This is a genomic window from Pseudomonas sp. AL03 (genome assembly GCF_029960815.1).
Lineage (GTDB): Bacteria > Pseudomonadota > Gammaproteobacteria > Pseudomonadales > Pseudomonadaceae > Aquipseudomonas.
In genome coordinates this window covers 22,055-37,634 of record NZ_JASBRE010000014.1, presented here as the reverse complement: position 1 = coordinate 37,634, position 15,580 = coordinate 22,055, and the positions used below count along the sequence as shown (strand labels likewise).

Genomic DNA, 15,580 nt, shown 5'->3' with positions numbered 1-15,580 from the left:
TCTTAGCTACACGTTACTACCCCCGGAAATACACCAGGGGCAAACCCCAAGACACCCGCAAAATCGGGTGGTCAGTGGATTGCCCCACTACATTCGGTCGCCCCTCATTCGGGGTAGGAGAGACGCCAGAGCGAGATACGGCATGCGATTGCAAGGTAGACCCCCATGAGAATTTCATTCACTCAACAAGAGATCAAAGTCACTTTTTGCACTGTCTCGAGTTCACTCCTTCTGTGCTCATCCATGGAAGTACAGGCAGGACCGGCAGAGGATGAAACCACGTCCTGGTACCGCCAGGATGTTCCGGTCATGACCTTGCCCGCCGTCACGATCACCGCCCCCTACCCCGGCCATTTCAGCGCCGCCTCCGATACACGAAGTTCACGCTTGACCATCGAAGAGGTCGCACCTTTGGCCTGGGATCAGGTGTATGGGCAGGCTTCGCGGCAGGCGCAAACCGATGTTCTGGCTCAGGGATTTGCTATCCCTGGCAGTAGCGAATTCAAAGGTCCGGCGATCCTGACCCTGCAAAGCGGTAGCGGTCATACCCAGCGGGTCGGACTGGTCGGCGGCATGACTCAGTTACAAGGCAACAACAACGGGCTGCTGACCAGTCGTGCCCTCGCCGACCCCGCCAATGACACCCTTAACCTCGAAGGCCAGAGCCTCGGCGCCTACTGGAGCCTGATCGGGCCCCAAGGCTGGCACGTGGATTTGACGGCCAGCGGCGGTCGGGTAAACGGCTATACCCGCAATGACCAGGGCGCCCGACTGGCGACCGAGGGCAGCGCGGTGACGCTGTCGGTGGAAGGTGGTTTCCCCATTGGTCTGAGCGATAACTGGGTAGTTGAACCTCAGGCGCAGTTGATCAATCAACGCATTACCCTGGACACCCCCTATGCAGGGTCAGGCAATGCCTCGTCCAGCGAGCTGACGTCCTGGAGCGGTCGGGTCGGTGCACGGTTGAAAGGGAGTTACGACATCAACGGCCTGGGGGTCGAACCCTATGTTCGAACCAACTTGTGGCACACGGTGTACACCGGCAACACCGTGAACCTCGATCAGGTCGAGAAGATCAGCAGCAGCCGCTATTCATCGACCGTCGAAGTGGGCTTGGGCTTGGTGGCCAGAGTGACACCTGCCGTGAGTCTTTACGTCAGCGCCGACTACAGCAGTGCGGTGGATGAAAATGATTTGAACGGGTTGATCGGCAGCTTGGGTGTGCGGATGCGCTGGTGAAGATCCGGCTTGAAGAAATGTTTTATCAGGGCTGATGCCATCGCGAGCAAGCGCGCGATTGGCCTCACCCCCCATCTGACTACCCCTCACCGCCACAAATGCCGCATTTGAGTTTTCCTTGCAAAGACCGCCTGAAAGAAATGAATAATTGTTCACCCTGTGGTGTTCACTTCTCATCGCCCATGAGAATTGCCCATGAACAACCCAAGCCTGAACTCGCCGACACGTTACGACCGCACCGATTACGCGTATCGTCTGGCCAGCGGCTACGCCACGCGTAAACTGGGGCGAACCGACGAAGGCATCGGCTATTACCTGCAATCGGTCAAACTCGACCCGCACTACGCGCAGGTTCGCGAATACCTCGGCGAAGCTTATGTCATCAAAGGTCGACTGGATCTGGCGCAGGAACAGTTGCAGCAGATCAAATCCATCTGCGGCAACACCTGCGAGGAATACCAGGACCTTGCCGAAGCCATCAACGATTCATCGAAAACCTGACACACCGAGCAGACGGAGGTCGCCATCGCCAGCGATCAGGCAATACGGGCAGAACTGGGCCAGCATCTGGCGCGACTATGGCGCTACGGCCTGCTGTTGTCCCGGCAACGGCATGTCGCCGAAGACCTGGTGCAGGCGACCTGCGTGCGGGCACTTGAGCGTGCCGGGCAGTTTGTCCCGGGCACCCGTATGGACCGCTGGTTGCTGAGTATTCTGCATTCGATCTGGCTCAACGAAGTTCGCGCCCGAAGGGTGCGTCATGGACAAGGGCTGGTGGATGCCGACCACGCCTTATCGTTCGACGGCGAATACGCGGCGCAAACCCATGTCCTCGCGGCTCAGTTGATCCGGCGTGTGGATGCCTTGCCCGAAACCCAGCGGGAAACGGTGTTTCTCGCCTACGTCGAGGGCTTGTCTTACCGCGAAGTGGCCGAAGTGCTGGACGTGCCCATCGGCACTGTCATGAGTCGCCTGGCCACTGCACGCGCGAAACTGGCCGAGTACCCGCCCTTGCACACCGTGCCGAACCCTTCCACTGGAGAACGTCGATGAACGACCACGTACGCCCGACGACACCCTCGGATGAGCAACTGGTGGCCTACCTCGACGACCAGCTCGACACCGAACAGCGCACCCGCATCGACACAGCTATCGCCGAGGACCCGACGCTCAACCTGCGCCTGCAATGGCTGGCCCGCAGCAGCCTGCCGTTCAAGGAGGCCTACGATGAATTGGGGCGACAGGCGCCCATGGATCGTTTGCAGTCCATGCTCGACACCTTGCCTTCGCCCGAACGCCCAACCATGAATCGGCGTTGGTTCCTAGCGGCGGCCGCTGGCCTGGTGGTGAGTGGCGTGGTGGCAGATCGGCTATTCCTCGGTTGGCAGGTGAGTCAGCAAAATAACAACTGGCGCGGGTTGGTGGCCGACTACATGTCACTTTACGTGCCGCAAACCCTGGACCACTTGCCCAGTGACGAAGCCGCTCAGCGGGCGCAACTTCGGACCATCGATGCGCGTCTGGGCCTGAACCTTGTACCGGCGCAACTGACCTTGCCACGGTCCGAGTTCAAGCGCGCGCAAATTCTCGAGTACGACGGCGTCGCCATTGCCCAGATCACCTATCTGGACCCGGCGCACGGCCCCATGGCGCTGTGCGTCACCCGCTCCAACAGCGGCAGCCGGCATTTCGCCCAGGAGCGTCGGCACGGGATGAACATTGTCTATTGGGCTGACATGGAACATGCCTGGATGCTGATCGGGCATAACCCGGCGGCGGAATTGGAGGACATGGCGAAATTGCTGAGACGTCGGCTGAGCGCGTGAGCGGAAGGTTTCGATCGCTCCCACGCTCCAGCGTGGGAATGCATCAAGTGATGCCTAGGCGTCAGGTAGGGGCCGGCAACCACAACCGAAACCGTGCGCCGCCCAGCGGCGATGCGTCAACGGTCAGCGTACCGCCCTGAGCCTCCAGCGCCCGCCGACTGATCGCCAACCCCAGGCCAAACCCGCCAGTCGCCCGATCCCGACTGCGATCCAGCCGATAGAACGGTTCGAAAATCCGCTCCCGCTCCTCATCCGGAATACCGATCCCATCGTCTTCGACCCAGATCTCACATCGCTTCGAGCACACCCGCACACCAATCTGAATGCGTTTTCCGCAGTAGCGCATCGCATTGCGCAGCAGGTTCTGGAGTGCGCGGGCAGTCAGGCGTGGGTCGAGACTGAAGCGTTCGAGCTGGCCGTGGAGCAGCACGTCGATGACGATGTCTGGCGACTCCAATTCTTCATCGACACTCCCCAGAATGCTGTCGATGAACTCATCCAGCGACACTTCGACCTGCTCTGGCAGCCGTGCCGGGTTTTGCAGACGGCTGTAGGACAACAGTTCCAGCACCAGTTCGTCCAGCTCGCGAATGTGCGCGACCAGACCTTGCAGACGCTCGCGACTGGCGGCGGGCAAATCGTCGGACAGCGCCAGCGCCAGGCCGAAATCCAGTCGTGTCAGGGGCGTGCGCAGTTCGTGAGAGACGGCATTGAGCAGGTCGCGTTGCTGGTTGAGCAGGTTTTCGATGTCGCCGGCCATGGTGTCGAAGACATTGGCCAGGCTGCCGATGTTGGAGCTTTGGGAAATCTGTGTACGCTCGCTCAAATGCCCCTTGCCGAAACGTTCAGCCGTACCTTTGAGGCGTTCCAGATCACGCCAGTGCGGGCGCAGCCACAGCAACAGGCAGGCGAGCATGGTCGCGCCGATCAGAACGTTGATGCTCCAGTACAACAGGCTGACGTCCATCGGGTCCGGCGGCACGACCATCTCCACCACCGTCTGCCCGTTCAGCGGCGACACCGCCAGGGTGCGCCAGCCCCAGTCGCCTATTCGCACGACATTCTCGCCACGCTGCAACCGTTGCCGTTCATCAGGGGTGAAATCGGCATCGTCGTAACCGGTCAAGACAATGTGCAGCGGCTGGAATTCCTCGTCCATCTCAGCGGCCAGTGCAGGCCATTGTTCCGGGGGCACGGCATGAAACTGTTTGACGATGAGGGTTTGCAACCCGCGGGAGTAATCGAGGTTGTAGGTGACAAAGCGCTCGTGGAAGACCTTGATCACCAGATCCGGCACCAGGTAGATCGCCGCGCTGAACGAGACGATGGTCACCAGGTAGAGGCGAAACAGGATTCTGAACATGACGTCAGCATTCCCACTCGGAACGGCTGAACAGGTAACCCTTGCCCCACACGGTCTTGATCTTGCGCGCCTCGCCGGCGTGGTCGTCAAACTTGCGCCGCAGCTTGGAAATCGCCACGTCCACCGAGCGGTCGGTGCCATTGAATTCGATTCCGCGCAGGCGTTGCAGAATCTGGTCGCGACTCAGCACTTCGCCGGCATGCCGAGCCAGCACCACCAGCAGGTTGTACTCGCCGCTGGACAGCTCGACCAATTGCTCGCGCCAGGTCACGGTGCGCTCGGAAAGGTCGATGCACAGATTGCCCATCAGAATGCGGTCGTTGGCCGTCTGTGGTTCAGCAAGGCTGCTGCGCCGCAGCAAGGTCCGCACCCGGGCCAGCAACACGCGCGGTTCGCAGGGTTTGGTGACGTAGTCGTCAGCGCCCATTTCCAGGCCTAGCACCTGATCGTGACTGTCATCGCGGGCGGTGAGCATCAGAATCGGCAGCGTTGCCGAATCGGCGCGCAGCAAGCGGCAGACTTGCAGGCCGTCGAGCCCCGGCAGCATCAGGTCGAGGATTACCAGGTCCGGCGGATTGACCCGCGCACGTTCGCGCACAGGGTCGCCACGGCTGATCACGCTGACCGAATAGCCGTTGCGTTCCAGATAGCTGGCGATCAGTTCGGAGAGCGCGGTGTCGTCTTCGACCAGGAGAATGTTGGGCATGGGTGTTTCCAGAAGGTGCTGTCGCAAAGTCATCAAGCCGCCAAGGATATACGCCCTCACCCATGCCTGAGTAAAACCCTTACACAATTTCACACAGCGCCTACAAAGCTTCACCGCTACCCTCGTCGCCTCCCCGTAGGATGCCGGGAGTCATTATTGGGGTTTTTACATGTCAAAGAATCTGCTTGCCAGGCTCAGCCTGATTGCACTGGCGCTGACGCTGAGCGCTTGTGACAAGTCCTCCATTGCTGAAGAACAGGCGCCTCTGGCCACGGTTCGCATAGAAACCCTCTCAGCCCGGCCCCTGTCGATCACCAGCGAACTGAGCGGGCGGATTGCTGCGCCACGGATTGCCGAAGTCCGCGCCCGGGTTGCCGGCGTGGTGTTGCAGCGGGCCTTCCGTGAAGGCAGCGATGTGAAAAAAGGCGATGTGCTGTTCCGTATCGACCCGGCGCCGTTCAAGGCAGACCTGGACAGCGCTGAAGCGGCGTTGCGCAAGGCCGAGGCCAATGCGTTCCAGGCACGCTTGCAAGAGCAGCGTTACGCGCAGTTGATCGAAGGCAACGCCGTTAGCGGCCAGGACTATGACAACGCCCGGGCCAGCGCCCGGCAAACCGCTGCCGATGTAGCCGCGAACAAAGCCGCCGTGGAGCGGGCGAAACTCAACCTCGGTTACGCCACCGTCACAGCACCGATTTCCGGACGCATCGGCCGCGCACTGGTGACTGAAGGCGCACTGGTCGGGCAGAACGAAACCACACCACTGGCGTTGATTCAGCAGCTGAACCCGATTCATGCCGACCTTACCCAATCGACCCGCGAACTCAACGACCTGCGCCGGGCGTTCCGTTCCGGCCAGTTGCAGCAGGTCGGTCAAGACCAGGCAAAAGCCACGCTGATCCAGGACGACGGCAGTCTCTATCCATTGCCCGGCAAGTTGCTGTTCGCCGACATCACCGTCGACCCGGGCACCGGCCAGATCATTCTGCGCAGCGAATTCCCCAACCCGGACCTCGACTTGCTGCCGGGCAGCTTCGTTCGCGTGCGTCTGGAGCAGGCGGTCAATCAGCACGGCATCAGCGTGCCGCAACGGGCCATCCAGCGTGACAGCGCCGGTATCGCCCACGTGTTGTTGCTCGACGCCGAACAGCGGGTCGGCCAGCAACCGGTTGAACTGGGCGCCGTGCAGAACGATCGCTGGATCGTCACCGGCGGCCTCAAGCCCGGTGATCGCATCGTCACTGAAGGCCTGCAGCACGCCCGTCCCGGCGAACTGGTGCAGATCGACGACACCCCTCTTCCACTTGCCCAGGCTTCTGGTCAGTAAGCAGGACGCTTATTTATGCCGCAGTTCTTTATCGACCGTCCGGTGTTCGCCTGGGTGGTTGCCCTGTTCATCCTGTTGGCCGGCGCCCTGGCCATTCCACAGTTGCCGGTGGCGCAATACCCCAACGTCGCGCCGCCGAAAGTCGAAATCTACGCCGTGTATCCCGGTGCCTCGGCGCAGACCGTGGACGAAAGCGTGGTCAGCCTGATCGAGGAGGAACTCAACGGCGCTGACCACCTGCTGTATTTCGAATCCCAGAGCAGCCTCGGCAGCGCCATCATCACCGCGACGTTTCAGCCGGGCACTGACCCGGAAATGGCTCAGGTCGATGTACAAAACCGCCTGAAGGTGGTCGAGTCGCGCCTGCCTCAAGCGGTGACGCAGCAGGGTTTGCAGGTAGAAAAAGTCTCCGCCGGTTTCCTGCTGCTGATCACCCTCACGTCCAGCGACGGCAAGCTCGACGACGTGGCGCTCAGCGATTACCTGGCGCGCAACGTGATGAACGAGATCAAGCGTCTGGACGGCGTCGGCAAAGCACAGCTGTACGGTGCCGAGCGGGCAATGCGGATCTGGATCGACCCGCAGAAGCTGATCGGTTTCAACCTGACCCCAGCCGACGTCAACGCCGCCATCGTCGCCCAGAACGCACAAGTCTCGGCGGGTAGCATCGGCGACCTGCCGACCCGCACCACCCAGGAAATCACTGCGACCATTCTGGTCAAAGGTCAGCTGTCGACCCCTGAAGAGTTCGCTGACATCGTGTTGAAAGCCAATCCCGACGGCTCTACCGTGCGCATCGGCGATGTAGCGCGAGTCGAAATCGGCAGTCAGGAATATCAGTTCTCCACCCGCTTGAACGGTAAACCGTCGACCGCCGTCAGCGTGCAGTTGGCGCCGGGCGCCAATGCTTTGAGCACCGCGACCCTGGTGCGGGCAAAGATGGACGAACTGGCGCGCTACTTCCCGGCAGGCGTCGAGTACAAGATCCCGTACGACACCTCGCCCTTCGTCAAAGTCTCGATCACCAAGGTGGTTTACACCCTCGGCGAGGCGATGTTGCTGGTGTTTGCGGTGATGTTCCTGTTCCTGCAAAACATCCGCTACACGCTGATCCCAACCCTGGTGGTGCCGGTGGCGCTGATGGGCACCTTTGCGACCATGTTGGCGCTGGGGTTCTCGATCAACGTGCTGACCATGTTCGGCATGGTGCTGGCGATCGGCATCCTGGTGGATGACGCGATAGTGGTGGTGGAAAACGTCGAGCGGATCATGGCCACCGAGGGCCTGTCGCCCAAGGAGGCGACGCGCAAGGCGATGAAGCAGATTACCGGCGCGATCATCGGCATCACGCTGGTGCTGGTCGCGGTGTTCATTCCGATGGCGTTCATGCAGGGTTCGGTCGGGGTGATTTACCGGCAGTTCTCCTTGTCGATGGCCACTTCGATTCTGTTCTCGGCGTTCCTCGCCCTGACCTTGACCCCGGCGTTGTGCGCGACGCTGCTCAAGCCGATTGCCCAGGGCGAGCATCACGAGAAACGTGGGTTCTTTGGCTGGTTCAACCGGCGTTTCGAGCAACTGACCGCGCGTTATCAGGGCTGGGTCGCCTATGCGTTGAAACGCACGGGCCGTTACCTGTTGATCTACGGCGTGCTGCTGATCGGATTGGGCGTGTGCTTCAGTCGCCTGCCCTCCTCGTTTTTGCCGGTAGAGGATCAGGGCTACACCATCACCGATATCCAATTGCCACCGGGTGCGAGCAAGAACCGCACGGTGCAGGTGGTCGAGCAGATCGAAGCCCACAACGCCACTGAACCCGGCGTTGGCGACAGCACGGTGATTCTCGGCTTCAGTTTCTCCGGTAGCGGGCAGAACGCCGCGTTGGCGTTTACCACGCTCAAAGACTGGTCTGATCGGGGCAGCGACGACTCGGCGAGTTCGATTGCAGACCGCGCCAACATCGCGTTGAGCCAGATCAAGGACGCCGTGGCCTTTGCGGTTCTGCCGCCACCGGTGGATGGCCTCGGCACGTCCAGCGGTTTCGAATTCCGCTTGCAGGACCGTGGCGGCCTTGGCCATGCCACGTTGATGCAGGCGCGCAGCGAGTTGCTGGCAGCCGCCGAGAAAAGCCCAATCCTGATGAACGTGCGCGAAAGCGCCCTGGCTGATGCGCCGCAGGTGCAGCTGGAAGTCGACCGCAAACAGGCCAACGCGCTGGGCGTGTCCTTTGCCGACATCGGTAACGTGCTGTCCACGGCCGTCGGTTCGGCCTATATCAACGACTTCCCCAATCAGGGGCGGATGCAGCGGGTGGTGGTTCAGGCTGAAGGCGATCAGCGCAGTCAGGTCGCCGATCTGCTGAAGATTCACGTGCGCAACAACACCGGGAAAATGGTGCCGCTGTCGGCCTTCGTCCGGGCCAAATGGACCCAGGGCCCGGCGCAATTGACTCGCTACAACGGCTACCCGGCGATCAGCATTTCCGGCGAACCGTCACCCGGTCACAGCACCGGCGAAGCCATGGCCGAAATCGAACGGCTGGTGGCGCAAGGCCCGGCGGGGTTGGGCCAGGAATGGACCGGGTTGTCATTGCAGGAACGCTTGTCAGGCAGTCAGGCGCCGATCCTGCTCGGGCTGTCGCTGTTGATCGTGTTCTTATGTCTGGCGGCGCTGTATGAGAGCTGGTCGATTCCGACCTCGGTGCTGCTGGTGGTGCCGCTCGGCGTCCTCGGCGCGGTACTGGCCGTGACCTTGCGCGGAATGCCCAACGACGTGTTCTTCAAAGTCGGGCTGATTACCATCATCGGTCTGTCGGCGAAGAACGCGATCCTGATCATCGAGTTCGCCAAGAGCCTGTACGACGAAGGCCACGACTTGATCGACGCCACGCTGCAAGCCGCGCGCCTGCGGTTACGGCCGATCGTGATGACGTCGCTGGCATTCATCCTCGGCGTGGTGCCGCTGGCGATTGCCACCGGGGCCAGTTCGGCGAGCCAGCAAGCGATCGGTACTGGAGTGATTGGCGGGATGATTACCGCCACGTTGGCGGTGCTGTTTGTGCCGGTGTTTTTTGTGGTGGTGATGAAGCTGGTGCGCAAGCGGCATAAGGGAATCTAACCTACATGCATCCCTTGTAGGAGCGAGGCTTGCCCGCGAAGAGGGAGTGTCAGGCAACATCAATGCTGAATGTCACGGCCTCTTCGCGGGCAAGCCTCGCTCCTACAACGGTCGATGATCGGTTTCAGTTGTGTGGTCACAACGGACTGCGCTGGGCTAAGGTGCTTGCAAAGCCCTGACGCATCGAGTTCACATGCCCTTCCTCGCCCGCACCCACCCTCGCCTGTCCGCCGCTGCCACGCTCGGCGTCGCAGTAGGCATTCTGGCTCCGGCCGATTCAATCATCAGCAAAATCCTCATCGGCTGGAATGCCGGGGTCTGGACTTATCTGGTCCTGATGCTCTGGCTCACCGCGCGCGCCAAAGCGCCGGACGTGAAGCGCATTGCCGTGGTAGAGGACGAAAACGCCGGGGTGGTGCTATTCGTTGTGTGCATCGCCGCGATTGCCAGCCTGGCAACCATCACCTTCGAACTGGCCGGCAGCAAGGACCTGGAAACCACTCGCAAGCTGCTGCATTACGGTTTTACCGGGTTAACGGTGATCGGTTCGTGGCTGCTGATCGGGATGATTTTCAGCGTGCACTATGCCCGTCTGTTCTACACCTGGGACGGCAAAGATCCCGCACTGCGTTTCGCTGAAGGCCTGACAACGCCCAATTACTGGGACTTCCTGTATTTCTCGTTCACCATCAGCGCGGCGGTACAGACGTCCGATGTCGGTGTAGCGACTCGCGATTTACGCAAGATTGTGCTGGCACAATCGTTGATCGGCTTCTTGTTCAACACGGCGATTCTCGGGCTCTCGATCAATATCGCGGCGGGGTTGTTTGGCTGATGGCAGTCGGTTAAAGATCACATCTTTGCCACCTTGTAAACTGGCATGTATGACAGTTTACAACGCAGACCTATAAGCGCTTTTATACGTCATCCCGGAAGATTTTTTACCAGGATACCTTTCGTCATGACAGTGGAGACCGTATTGATGAACTCGATCAAGAGCAGTAAGAAGCAAACCGCCAGTAGCTGTAACGGAACAATTGACAATGTAACGTTCAACGCAAGCCTGGTAGAACTTACTTCAGGTATTTTTCCGCCAGAACATGGCGAGGCTCATGTGATGCTGCCCGGCATCGCAACCCGGACCACAGCCTAAGACAAATCACGCTGTCGTTTAAAAAACTATTGGCGGCGGGTTCCTACAAGTTGAAGCCGGACTCCGATGAGGTGCGGCTGAAGCTCGCTGAACTCAGCACTTCGTCAACGATTCTATATTCGCAAATCAGTGGAACAGCCGATCTTGCATTCGATCACAGCACGGGCATTTTCTCAGGCACACTGACGAATGCCGTGGTAGAACATGAATATGAAGGCAAAAAAACGTTAACTATCAATATTGAATTCAACGCAAAGAGTGATGTAGCGTTTGCCGGTAAGTCTTACAGTCGTACTCAAGCCGCCTGACAGGCGAGTGAACGGCTGAATTAAAAAAGGAAGCCTTGGCTTCCTTTTTTAATAGATCTTGATTTTAAAAGCCGTATCGAACGCCAACATTCGCACCGACCGGCCGCTCGATATTTTTACCGTTGCTGTAATCAACATCCACGTGCATCTGCAGACTGTCCGTGAGCGCTACTACGACACCGGTAGCCACTTCACCACGCGTTCCTGACAGGTCGTTGTTGAAAACGTTGTTGTTAACGCTGACTTCATTATTTTTGGCGAACTCATGAGCCAGCGCGGCACGCACGTAGGGTTGCACCTGCATGTCGTTTAGCGTGAAATTGCGCCCGACGGTCATCCCCGCTTCCCCCAGCAACGAGCGCGTACGATCGCCGTCGGCTTGCAAGTCATTGTCCAGGGAAAATGTTTTGCCCTGAATAACCACTGCAGACCATTTGGTATACGGTTCGATGAAATAGCCGTTGTCGAGTTTGATGTGTCGACCGACCTCGACAGAGCCGCCCAGTCCGGTATTGTCATAGTCACCTTTGGCTCTGCGACCATCGCTCAAACCGACCTTGGCGTCATTTCGGAAACGGTTGACCTTCACCACGCCATCAAAGTAGTAACCGCTCTGTGCATCAATCCAGGTGGCGTAAGTGCCAAGGTAATAACTGGTGACCGTGCCCGAAGTGCCGCCATGGAGATTCAGGTCGGATTTGCTATGCCCGGCCATCACGCCCACCAACCATTGACCGTCACCGATCGGTAGCGGCGCATCGGCGCCAAGGGTGAAGCCTTGCTGGGTTTGTTGATACCCGACACCCGAACCATCGGCCACATCGTATTTGTTGCCATAGGTGCGGCCCCAGGCGCCAGCCTCAGCGCCATTGAAACGCAACTCCCCCATGCGCGAACGCAACGACGTGAGCTCGCCATACCATACCGTCGGCGCCGTGTTGAACAAGGCCAAAACCGAGCGAGCGCCCGGGCTGACCGTACGGGTACTCGGATCCAGAATCCAGTCGCCGCCACTTTTCGCTAAACTGTAGGAAAAGGTTCCGAGATCCACGTCTCTCTCCAGATAGAATTGCGCATCGCCACCTGCCGTCTGCACCACCCGGACAGGTTGGCCGGCGGCCGGATCAACGCCGCTGCTGCTGATCAACAGCTCATGTCGCCCACTGGCAGACCCTGTCACGTTTAGCAGATCGGTCTGGCCGGTGGCGAAATCCGTGCCCAGCTCGAATCGACCGTTCCCCGAAAGCTGATTCACATTCAGTTGATAGAAAGCGTTATCGGCCCCGAAGCGTACCGTCCCGCCATTCAGGGTCAACTTATCGATCTGACTGTCCCCGACCAGCACCCAGCGGGCGTTGTCGTTGATGGTCGCGCTGGAGACATTTTCCAGACGACCGGTCAACACCGAGTTGTTTTGCAAGGTCAGGTCGAGGGTACTGCCCGCTTCATTGACGATATTGCCAGTCAATGTGCTGTTGTTGACAGCGATCGAGGTGTTGGCACCCCCACGGACATCCAGCAGCGTTTCGTTACCGGCCAACAGTCGAGAATTGTTCAGGCCGATGGTAGCTGTGGAAGTACCTGCATTGGCAAAGTCGACCCGGATGGCCGAGCCGGTGTGTCCCTGAACGGTCGTATTGTCCAGCGTCAGCGTCACCGGTTGAATCGCGGTCGGGTCCAAATCGAGCGTTATGCCATTTTGTCCTCCAATGATGGTGCTGTCAGTGGCGGTGGCTTGAGCACTGCGCAATCTCAACCCATAGCTGGTAGCACCGGTGCCCTGAATCGTTGAGTCGTTGACGTTCAGTCTGCTGAGTGCACTCACCAGAGCCCCACCCGTCACACCGCTGATCGTGCTTTTACCCCTCACGGTCGCCGTGGAGCCGGTTTGCGTATTCACTTCACGCACGACCTGGAGCCCTACGCGATTGCCGGTAATGGTGCTGTTGTCGATATCGGCTCGACTGTTGCTAAGCACAACAGCCGCCAGACCGCCAACACCCGAAACGTTCGCACCGCTTAAATTAACGTTGGAGCCGTTGCGGGCCGTGATCTGCTGGGTGGTACTCCCGGCATTGACGTTGAGAGTCGAACGGTCAGAGTTAATGAACAGCGTTTGTGCACCGTTAACGTTCAATGTGGCGTTCGAACTGAGATCCCAGCTTTCCGGTGTTCCACCAGTAATGGTTACGTTGCCGCCAACAATGGGTGCGGCTGTGGTAATTGGGCTGGAGAATACCAGGATGGGTGAACATAGGAGAGCACAACGAAAGGGGACGTTTAACGAAAACTTGCTTCGCATAGTAGACACCTGCTTCAGGAAACCGGATTGCTGCCACTCGCGGATTGGAAGGCCAGCCAAATAAGGGTCGCTAGGCTAGCGTGTAATTACGCATAGTTATGTAGGATTAATCCTAATTCAAAGGGTGAAAAATCGCCTGACAAGATTACTTTCTCTATAACAAAACAAGAGTGAAACAGTGCGGCGAACACTATTTTCGCCGCACTTTTCCAACAGCTATTTTTATGGAGCTGGAATTGGGTTGACCTCTTCGCAGTACTGCGCCTCACTGTTTGTCAGCAGCACAAAATGTTTGGCTACCACTGAAGGAGGGGTTGGCGCAATACCCGTCCGGGTAATGGTATAGCTGAGGTGACCATTGGCCCGGTTCGCCGGTTTTAAGTGAGTTTCATAAGTACCGATGTAGATCGGTTCGCCTATATCGGGAAACGTGCCGTTGATCTTAAAATCAGCAGTAGTTTCCGTACCAGGAACAAGCTCAGGCTGCTCTGCACTGGTGTACGCTGCCCATGACAAAGTAATGGTTTCACCGTCAACCGTGTAATCACTTTTCGGAATACGCACACTTAAGTTACGTCTGTTCGAGCCATCCCCAGGAGGAACGAAGTTCAATGTAGAACAACCGATCCTTCTAAGTGGACCTGCAAGGTTCAACACCTCGGGCATAGGCGTTTCGATGGGAAATGCGTCTACCGGGATGTCTTTAGGAGGAGCCTTTACCGGATTAGGATTTGCCGCGGTATAGAGCACCCAACGCAACACCTTTGTCCCGCTTTGCTGATCAAAAATCGTTTTCCAGGGAAGTGTTCGTGTAAGCGTTGTGCCTTCTTGCCCACCGGTCAAACGGATGGTTTCGCCTACCTTGACGTCATCATAAAATATATCAATTAACCATCCTTCTTCAGTGGCGGGCGGTGCGAAAAGTTTGATTGAAATCTCTGCATCTTTGCCATAGTCCGCTTCCACAATTTTATCAACCGAGCTGTCTCCGATTTTCAGTACAGCAGGATTTAAAGCATCGTTTACAGGGTCGGGTTCATTCGGGTTTACCGGGCCAATATAAGCAATATTGACCTTGACATCCACGTCATTGCCACCGATAACTCGGGGGCCTCTGAACATCTTATAGCTAATGTTTGTTTCTTCATCACCATCGGTGTTGCCATAAACTTGTTTGATAATCGAAAAATCAACGTTATCCCACGTCAGCTTGCCATCGACACTGGCATCTACTCTCTTTTCGCCGAGCTCCACTGTTCCCCAGTAAGCCATAATGGTGTCCGAAGCTGCGTTCGGCGTGGGTACATCGATGACGATGTCGACACCCTGCTTGCAGTCGGCCAAGTCAATCAAATCATCGCCGTCAACACCATTGGCCAGTGGCACCACAGGTGACGCAAATACGGTAGGGTCATCGATGCGTTTGACGATGCGATAACTGGGATTGGATGTTTTCCCTTTGTTACCTGCAAGATCCGTCACGACATAAATAAGTGTATTCAAGCCTTCACTGGAATTTACAAATACATCAATGGGCACGATGACTTCATACGATGGTGGCAGCAAGCCTTCAAACACGGGCTGGTCGCCAACAGCGGGGGCTATGCCCCAGAAAACCTTGATCACATCAGTGTCGTGATAGTTGCTATAAGTCGCGGCCTTGATCGTGATACCGCCCGGATTATTGCCGATATAGGTTTCATCGATTGGATCGTTTGGCCCAAGATCAGTAGGAAACGAAGCCGCCCCCGGGGATCGGTTAGACGCCGGGGTTTTCACTTTATAGGGCGCGGTACGGTCGATGGCGTACGTAGTAATCTCCGAGTTCCCTTCATTCGTTGCACCGTACCAATAGATATACTGAACTTCATATTCGGTAGGTGTTTCCGGAGTGCTTTCTTCTGCCAGGTACCGCAAGGGAATTTGACACGGCAACGGCCAGACCCGATCAGCAATAGTCCCTAACTCCAAAAATGGTTCAATCTCTTGCCAGTTGGTTTGTCCTTTTTTCCGGATCTTGAACTCGATCAAGTCATCCGGGTCTTCAGGCTCTGTGGGTTTGGGAATCGTATAGAGTAGCGGCGCGGAGAGAGCTGCCACGGGAATCCGCAAATCGTTTTCAAGTGTTTGCGCTGGAATGATGACGGGGCCGGGATTTGCGAGCACACCGCCAGATTTTCCGTAACTTTTTTCAAGTACTACTCTTCGGGACAACTTGGCTTTTTCAACGATTGCGTTCATT

The 15,580-nt window shown here is 57.9% G+C and carries 12 protein-coding genes and 1 pseudogene; 9 read left to right on the top strand and 4 right to left on the bottom strand.

The window, feature by feature from the left end; genetic code table 11:
- The first annotated feature begins 165 nt into the window (after positions 1-165).
- From QK293_RS15190 to QK293_RS15175, 4 genes and pseudogenes are all read left to right on the top strand, one after another.
- Complete coding sequence (locus tag QK293_RS15190) at positions 166-1,239, top strand: autotransporter outer membrane beta-barrel domain-containing protein (RefSeq protein WP_282378270.1); 1,074 nt, start codon at positions 166-168, stop codon at positions 1,237-1,239.
- 264 nt (positions 1,240-1,503) lie between these two features.
- Positions 1,504-1,740, top strand: a pseudogene (locus QK293_RS15185) (hypothetical protein); the annotation flags it as partial.
- Positions 1,741-1,833: 93 nt separating this feature from the next.
- On the top strand, positions 1,834-2,292 hold the full coding sequence (locus QK293_RS15180) for a sigma-70 family RNA polymerase sigma factor (RefSeq protein WP_282378485.1): 459 nt from the start codon (positions 1,834-1,836) through the stop codon (positions 2,290-2,292).
- Positions 2,289-3,065, top strand: a complete 777-nt coding sequence (locus QK293_RS15175; protein ID WP_282378268.1) for a transcriptional regulator — start codon at positions 2,289-2,291, stop codon at positions 3,063-3,065. Before QK293_RS15180 ends, QK293_RS15175 begins: the two co-directional genes overlap by 4 nt.
- Positions 3,066-3,126: 61 nt before the next feature.
- On the opposite strand, the gene QK293_RS15170 is transcribed toward QK293_RS15175, so the two are convergent.
- A complete protein-coding gene (locus QK293_RS15170; protein WP_282378266.1) occupies positions 3,127-4,428 on the bottom strand; it encodes an ATP-binding protein in 1,302 nt (433 codons plus the stop codon).
- 4 nt (positions 4,429-4,432) lie between these two features.
- Positions 4,433-5,134, bottom strand: coding sequence for a response regulator transcription factor (locus tag QK293_RS15165; protein ID WP_282378264.1), 702 nt, complete (start codon positions 5,132-5,134; stop codon positions 4,433-4,435).
- Positions 5,135-5,303: 169 nt separating this feature from the next.
- Between QK293_RS15165 and QK293_RS15160 the strand changes: the two genes are divergently transcribed.
- The 5 genes from QK293_RS15160 (at position 5,304) to QK293_RS15140 (ending at position 11,036) form a co-directional block, all read left to right on the top strand.
- Complete coding sequence (locus QK293_RS15160; RefSeq protein WP_282378262.1) at positions 5,304-6,461, top strand: efflux RND transporter periplasmic adaptor subunit; 1,158 nt, start codon at positions 5,304-5,306, stop codon at positions 6,459-6,461.
- A 15-nt stretch (positions 6,462-6,476) separates the two neighbouring features.
- A complete protein-coding gene (locus QK293_RS15155; protein ID WP_282378258.1) occupies positions 6,477-9,575 on the top strand; it encodes an efflux RND transporter permease subunit in 3,099 nt (1,032 codons plus the stop codon).
- 193 nt (positions 9,576-9,768) lie between these two features.
- Entirely contained in the window at positions 9,769-10,410 is a 642-nt protein-coding gene (locus tag QK293_RS15150) for a DUF1345 domain-containing protein (RefSeq protein ID WP_282378256.1), read from the top strand.
- Positions 10,411-10,557: 147 nt separating this feature from the next.
- Complete coding sequence (locus QK293_RS15145) at positions 10,558-10,728, top strand: hypothetical protein (protein WP_282378253.1); 171 nt, start codon at positions 10,558-10,560, stop codon at positions 10,726-10,728.
- Between the two features lie 50 nt (positions 10,729-10,778).
- Positions 10,779-11,036, top strand: coding sequence for a hypothetical protein (locus QK293_RS15140; RefSeq protein ID WP_282378251.1), 258 nt, complete (start codon positions 10,779-10,781; stop codon positions 11,034-11,036).
- A gap of 64 nt (positions 11,037-11,100) precedes the next feature.
- Here the strand turns inward: QK293_RS15140 and QK293_RS15135 are convergent, their stop codons facing one another.
- Both QK293_RS15135 and QK293_RS15130 read right to left on the bottom strand, forming a co-directional pair.
- The gene (locus QK293_RS15135; protein WP_282378249.1) at positions 11,101-13,338 is read right to left on the bottom strand and encodes an autotransporter outer membrane beta-barrel domain-containing protein; all 2,238 of its coding nucleotides are present in this window, start codon (positions 13,336-13,338) and stop codon (positions 11,101-11,103) included.
- A 222-nt stretch (positions 13,339-13,560) separates the two neighbouring features.
- Positions 13,561-15,579, bottom strand: coding sequence for a hypothetical protein (locus QK293_RS15130; RefSeq protein WP_282378247.1), 2,019 nt, complete (start codon positions 15,577-15,579; stop codon positions 13,561-13,563).
- Between the last annotated feature and the right edge of the window lies 1 nt (position 15,580).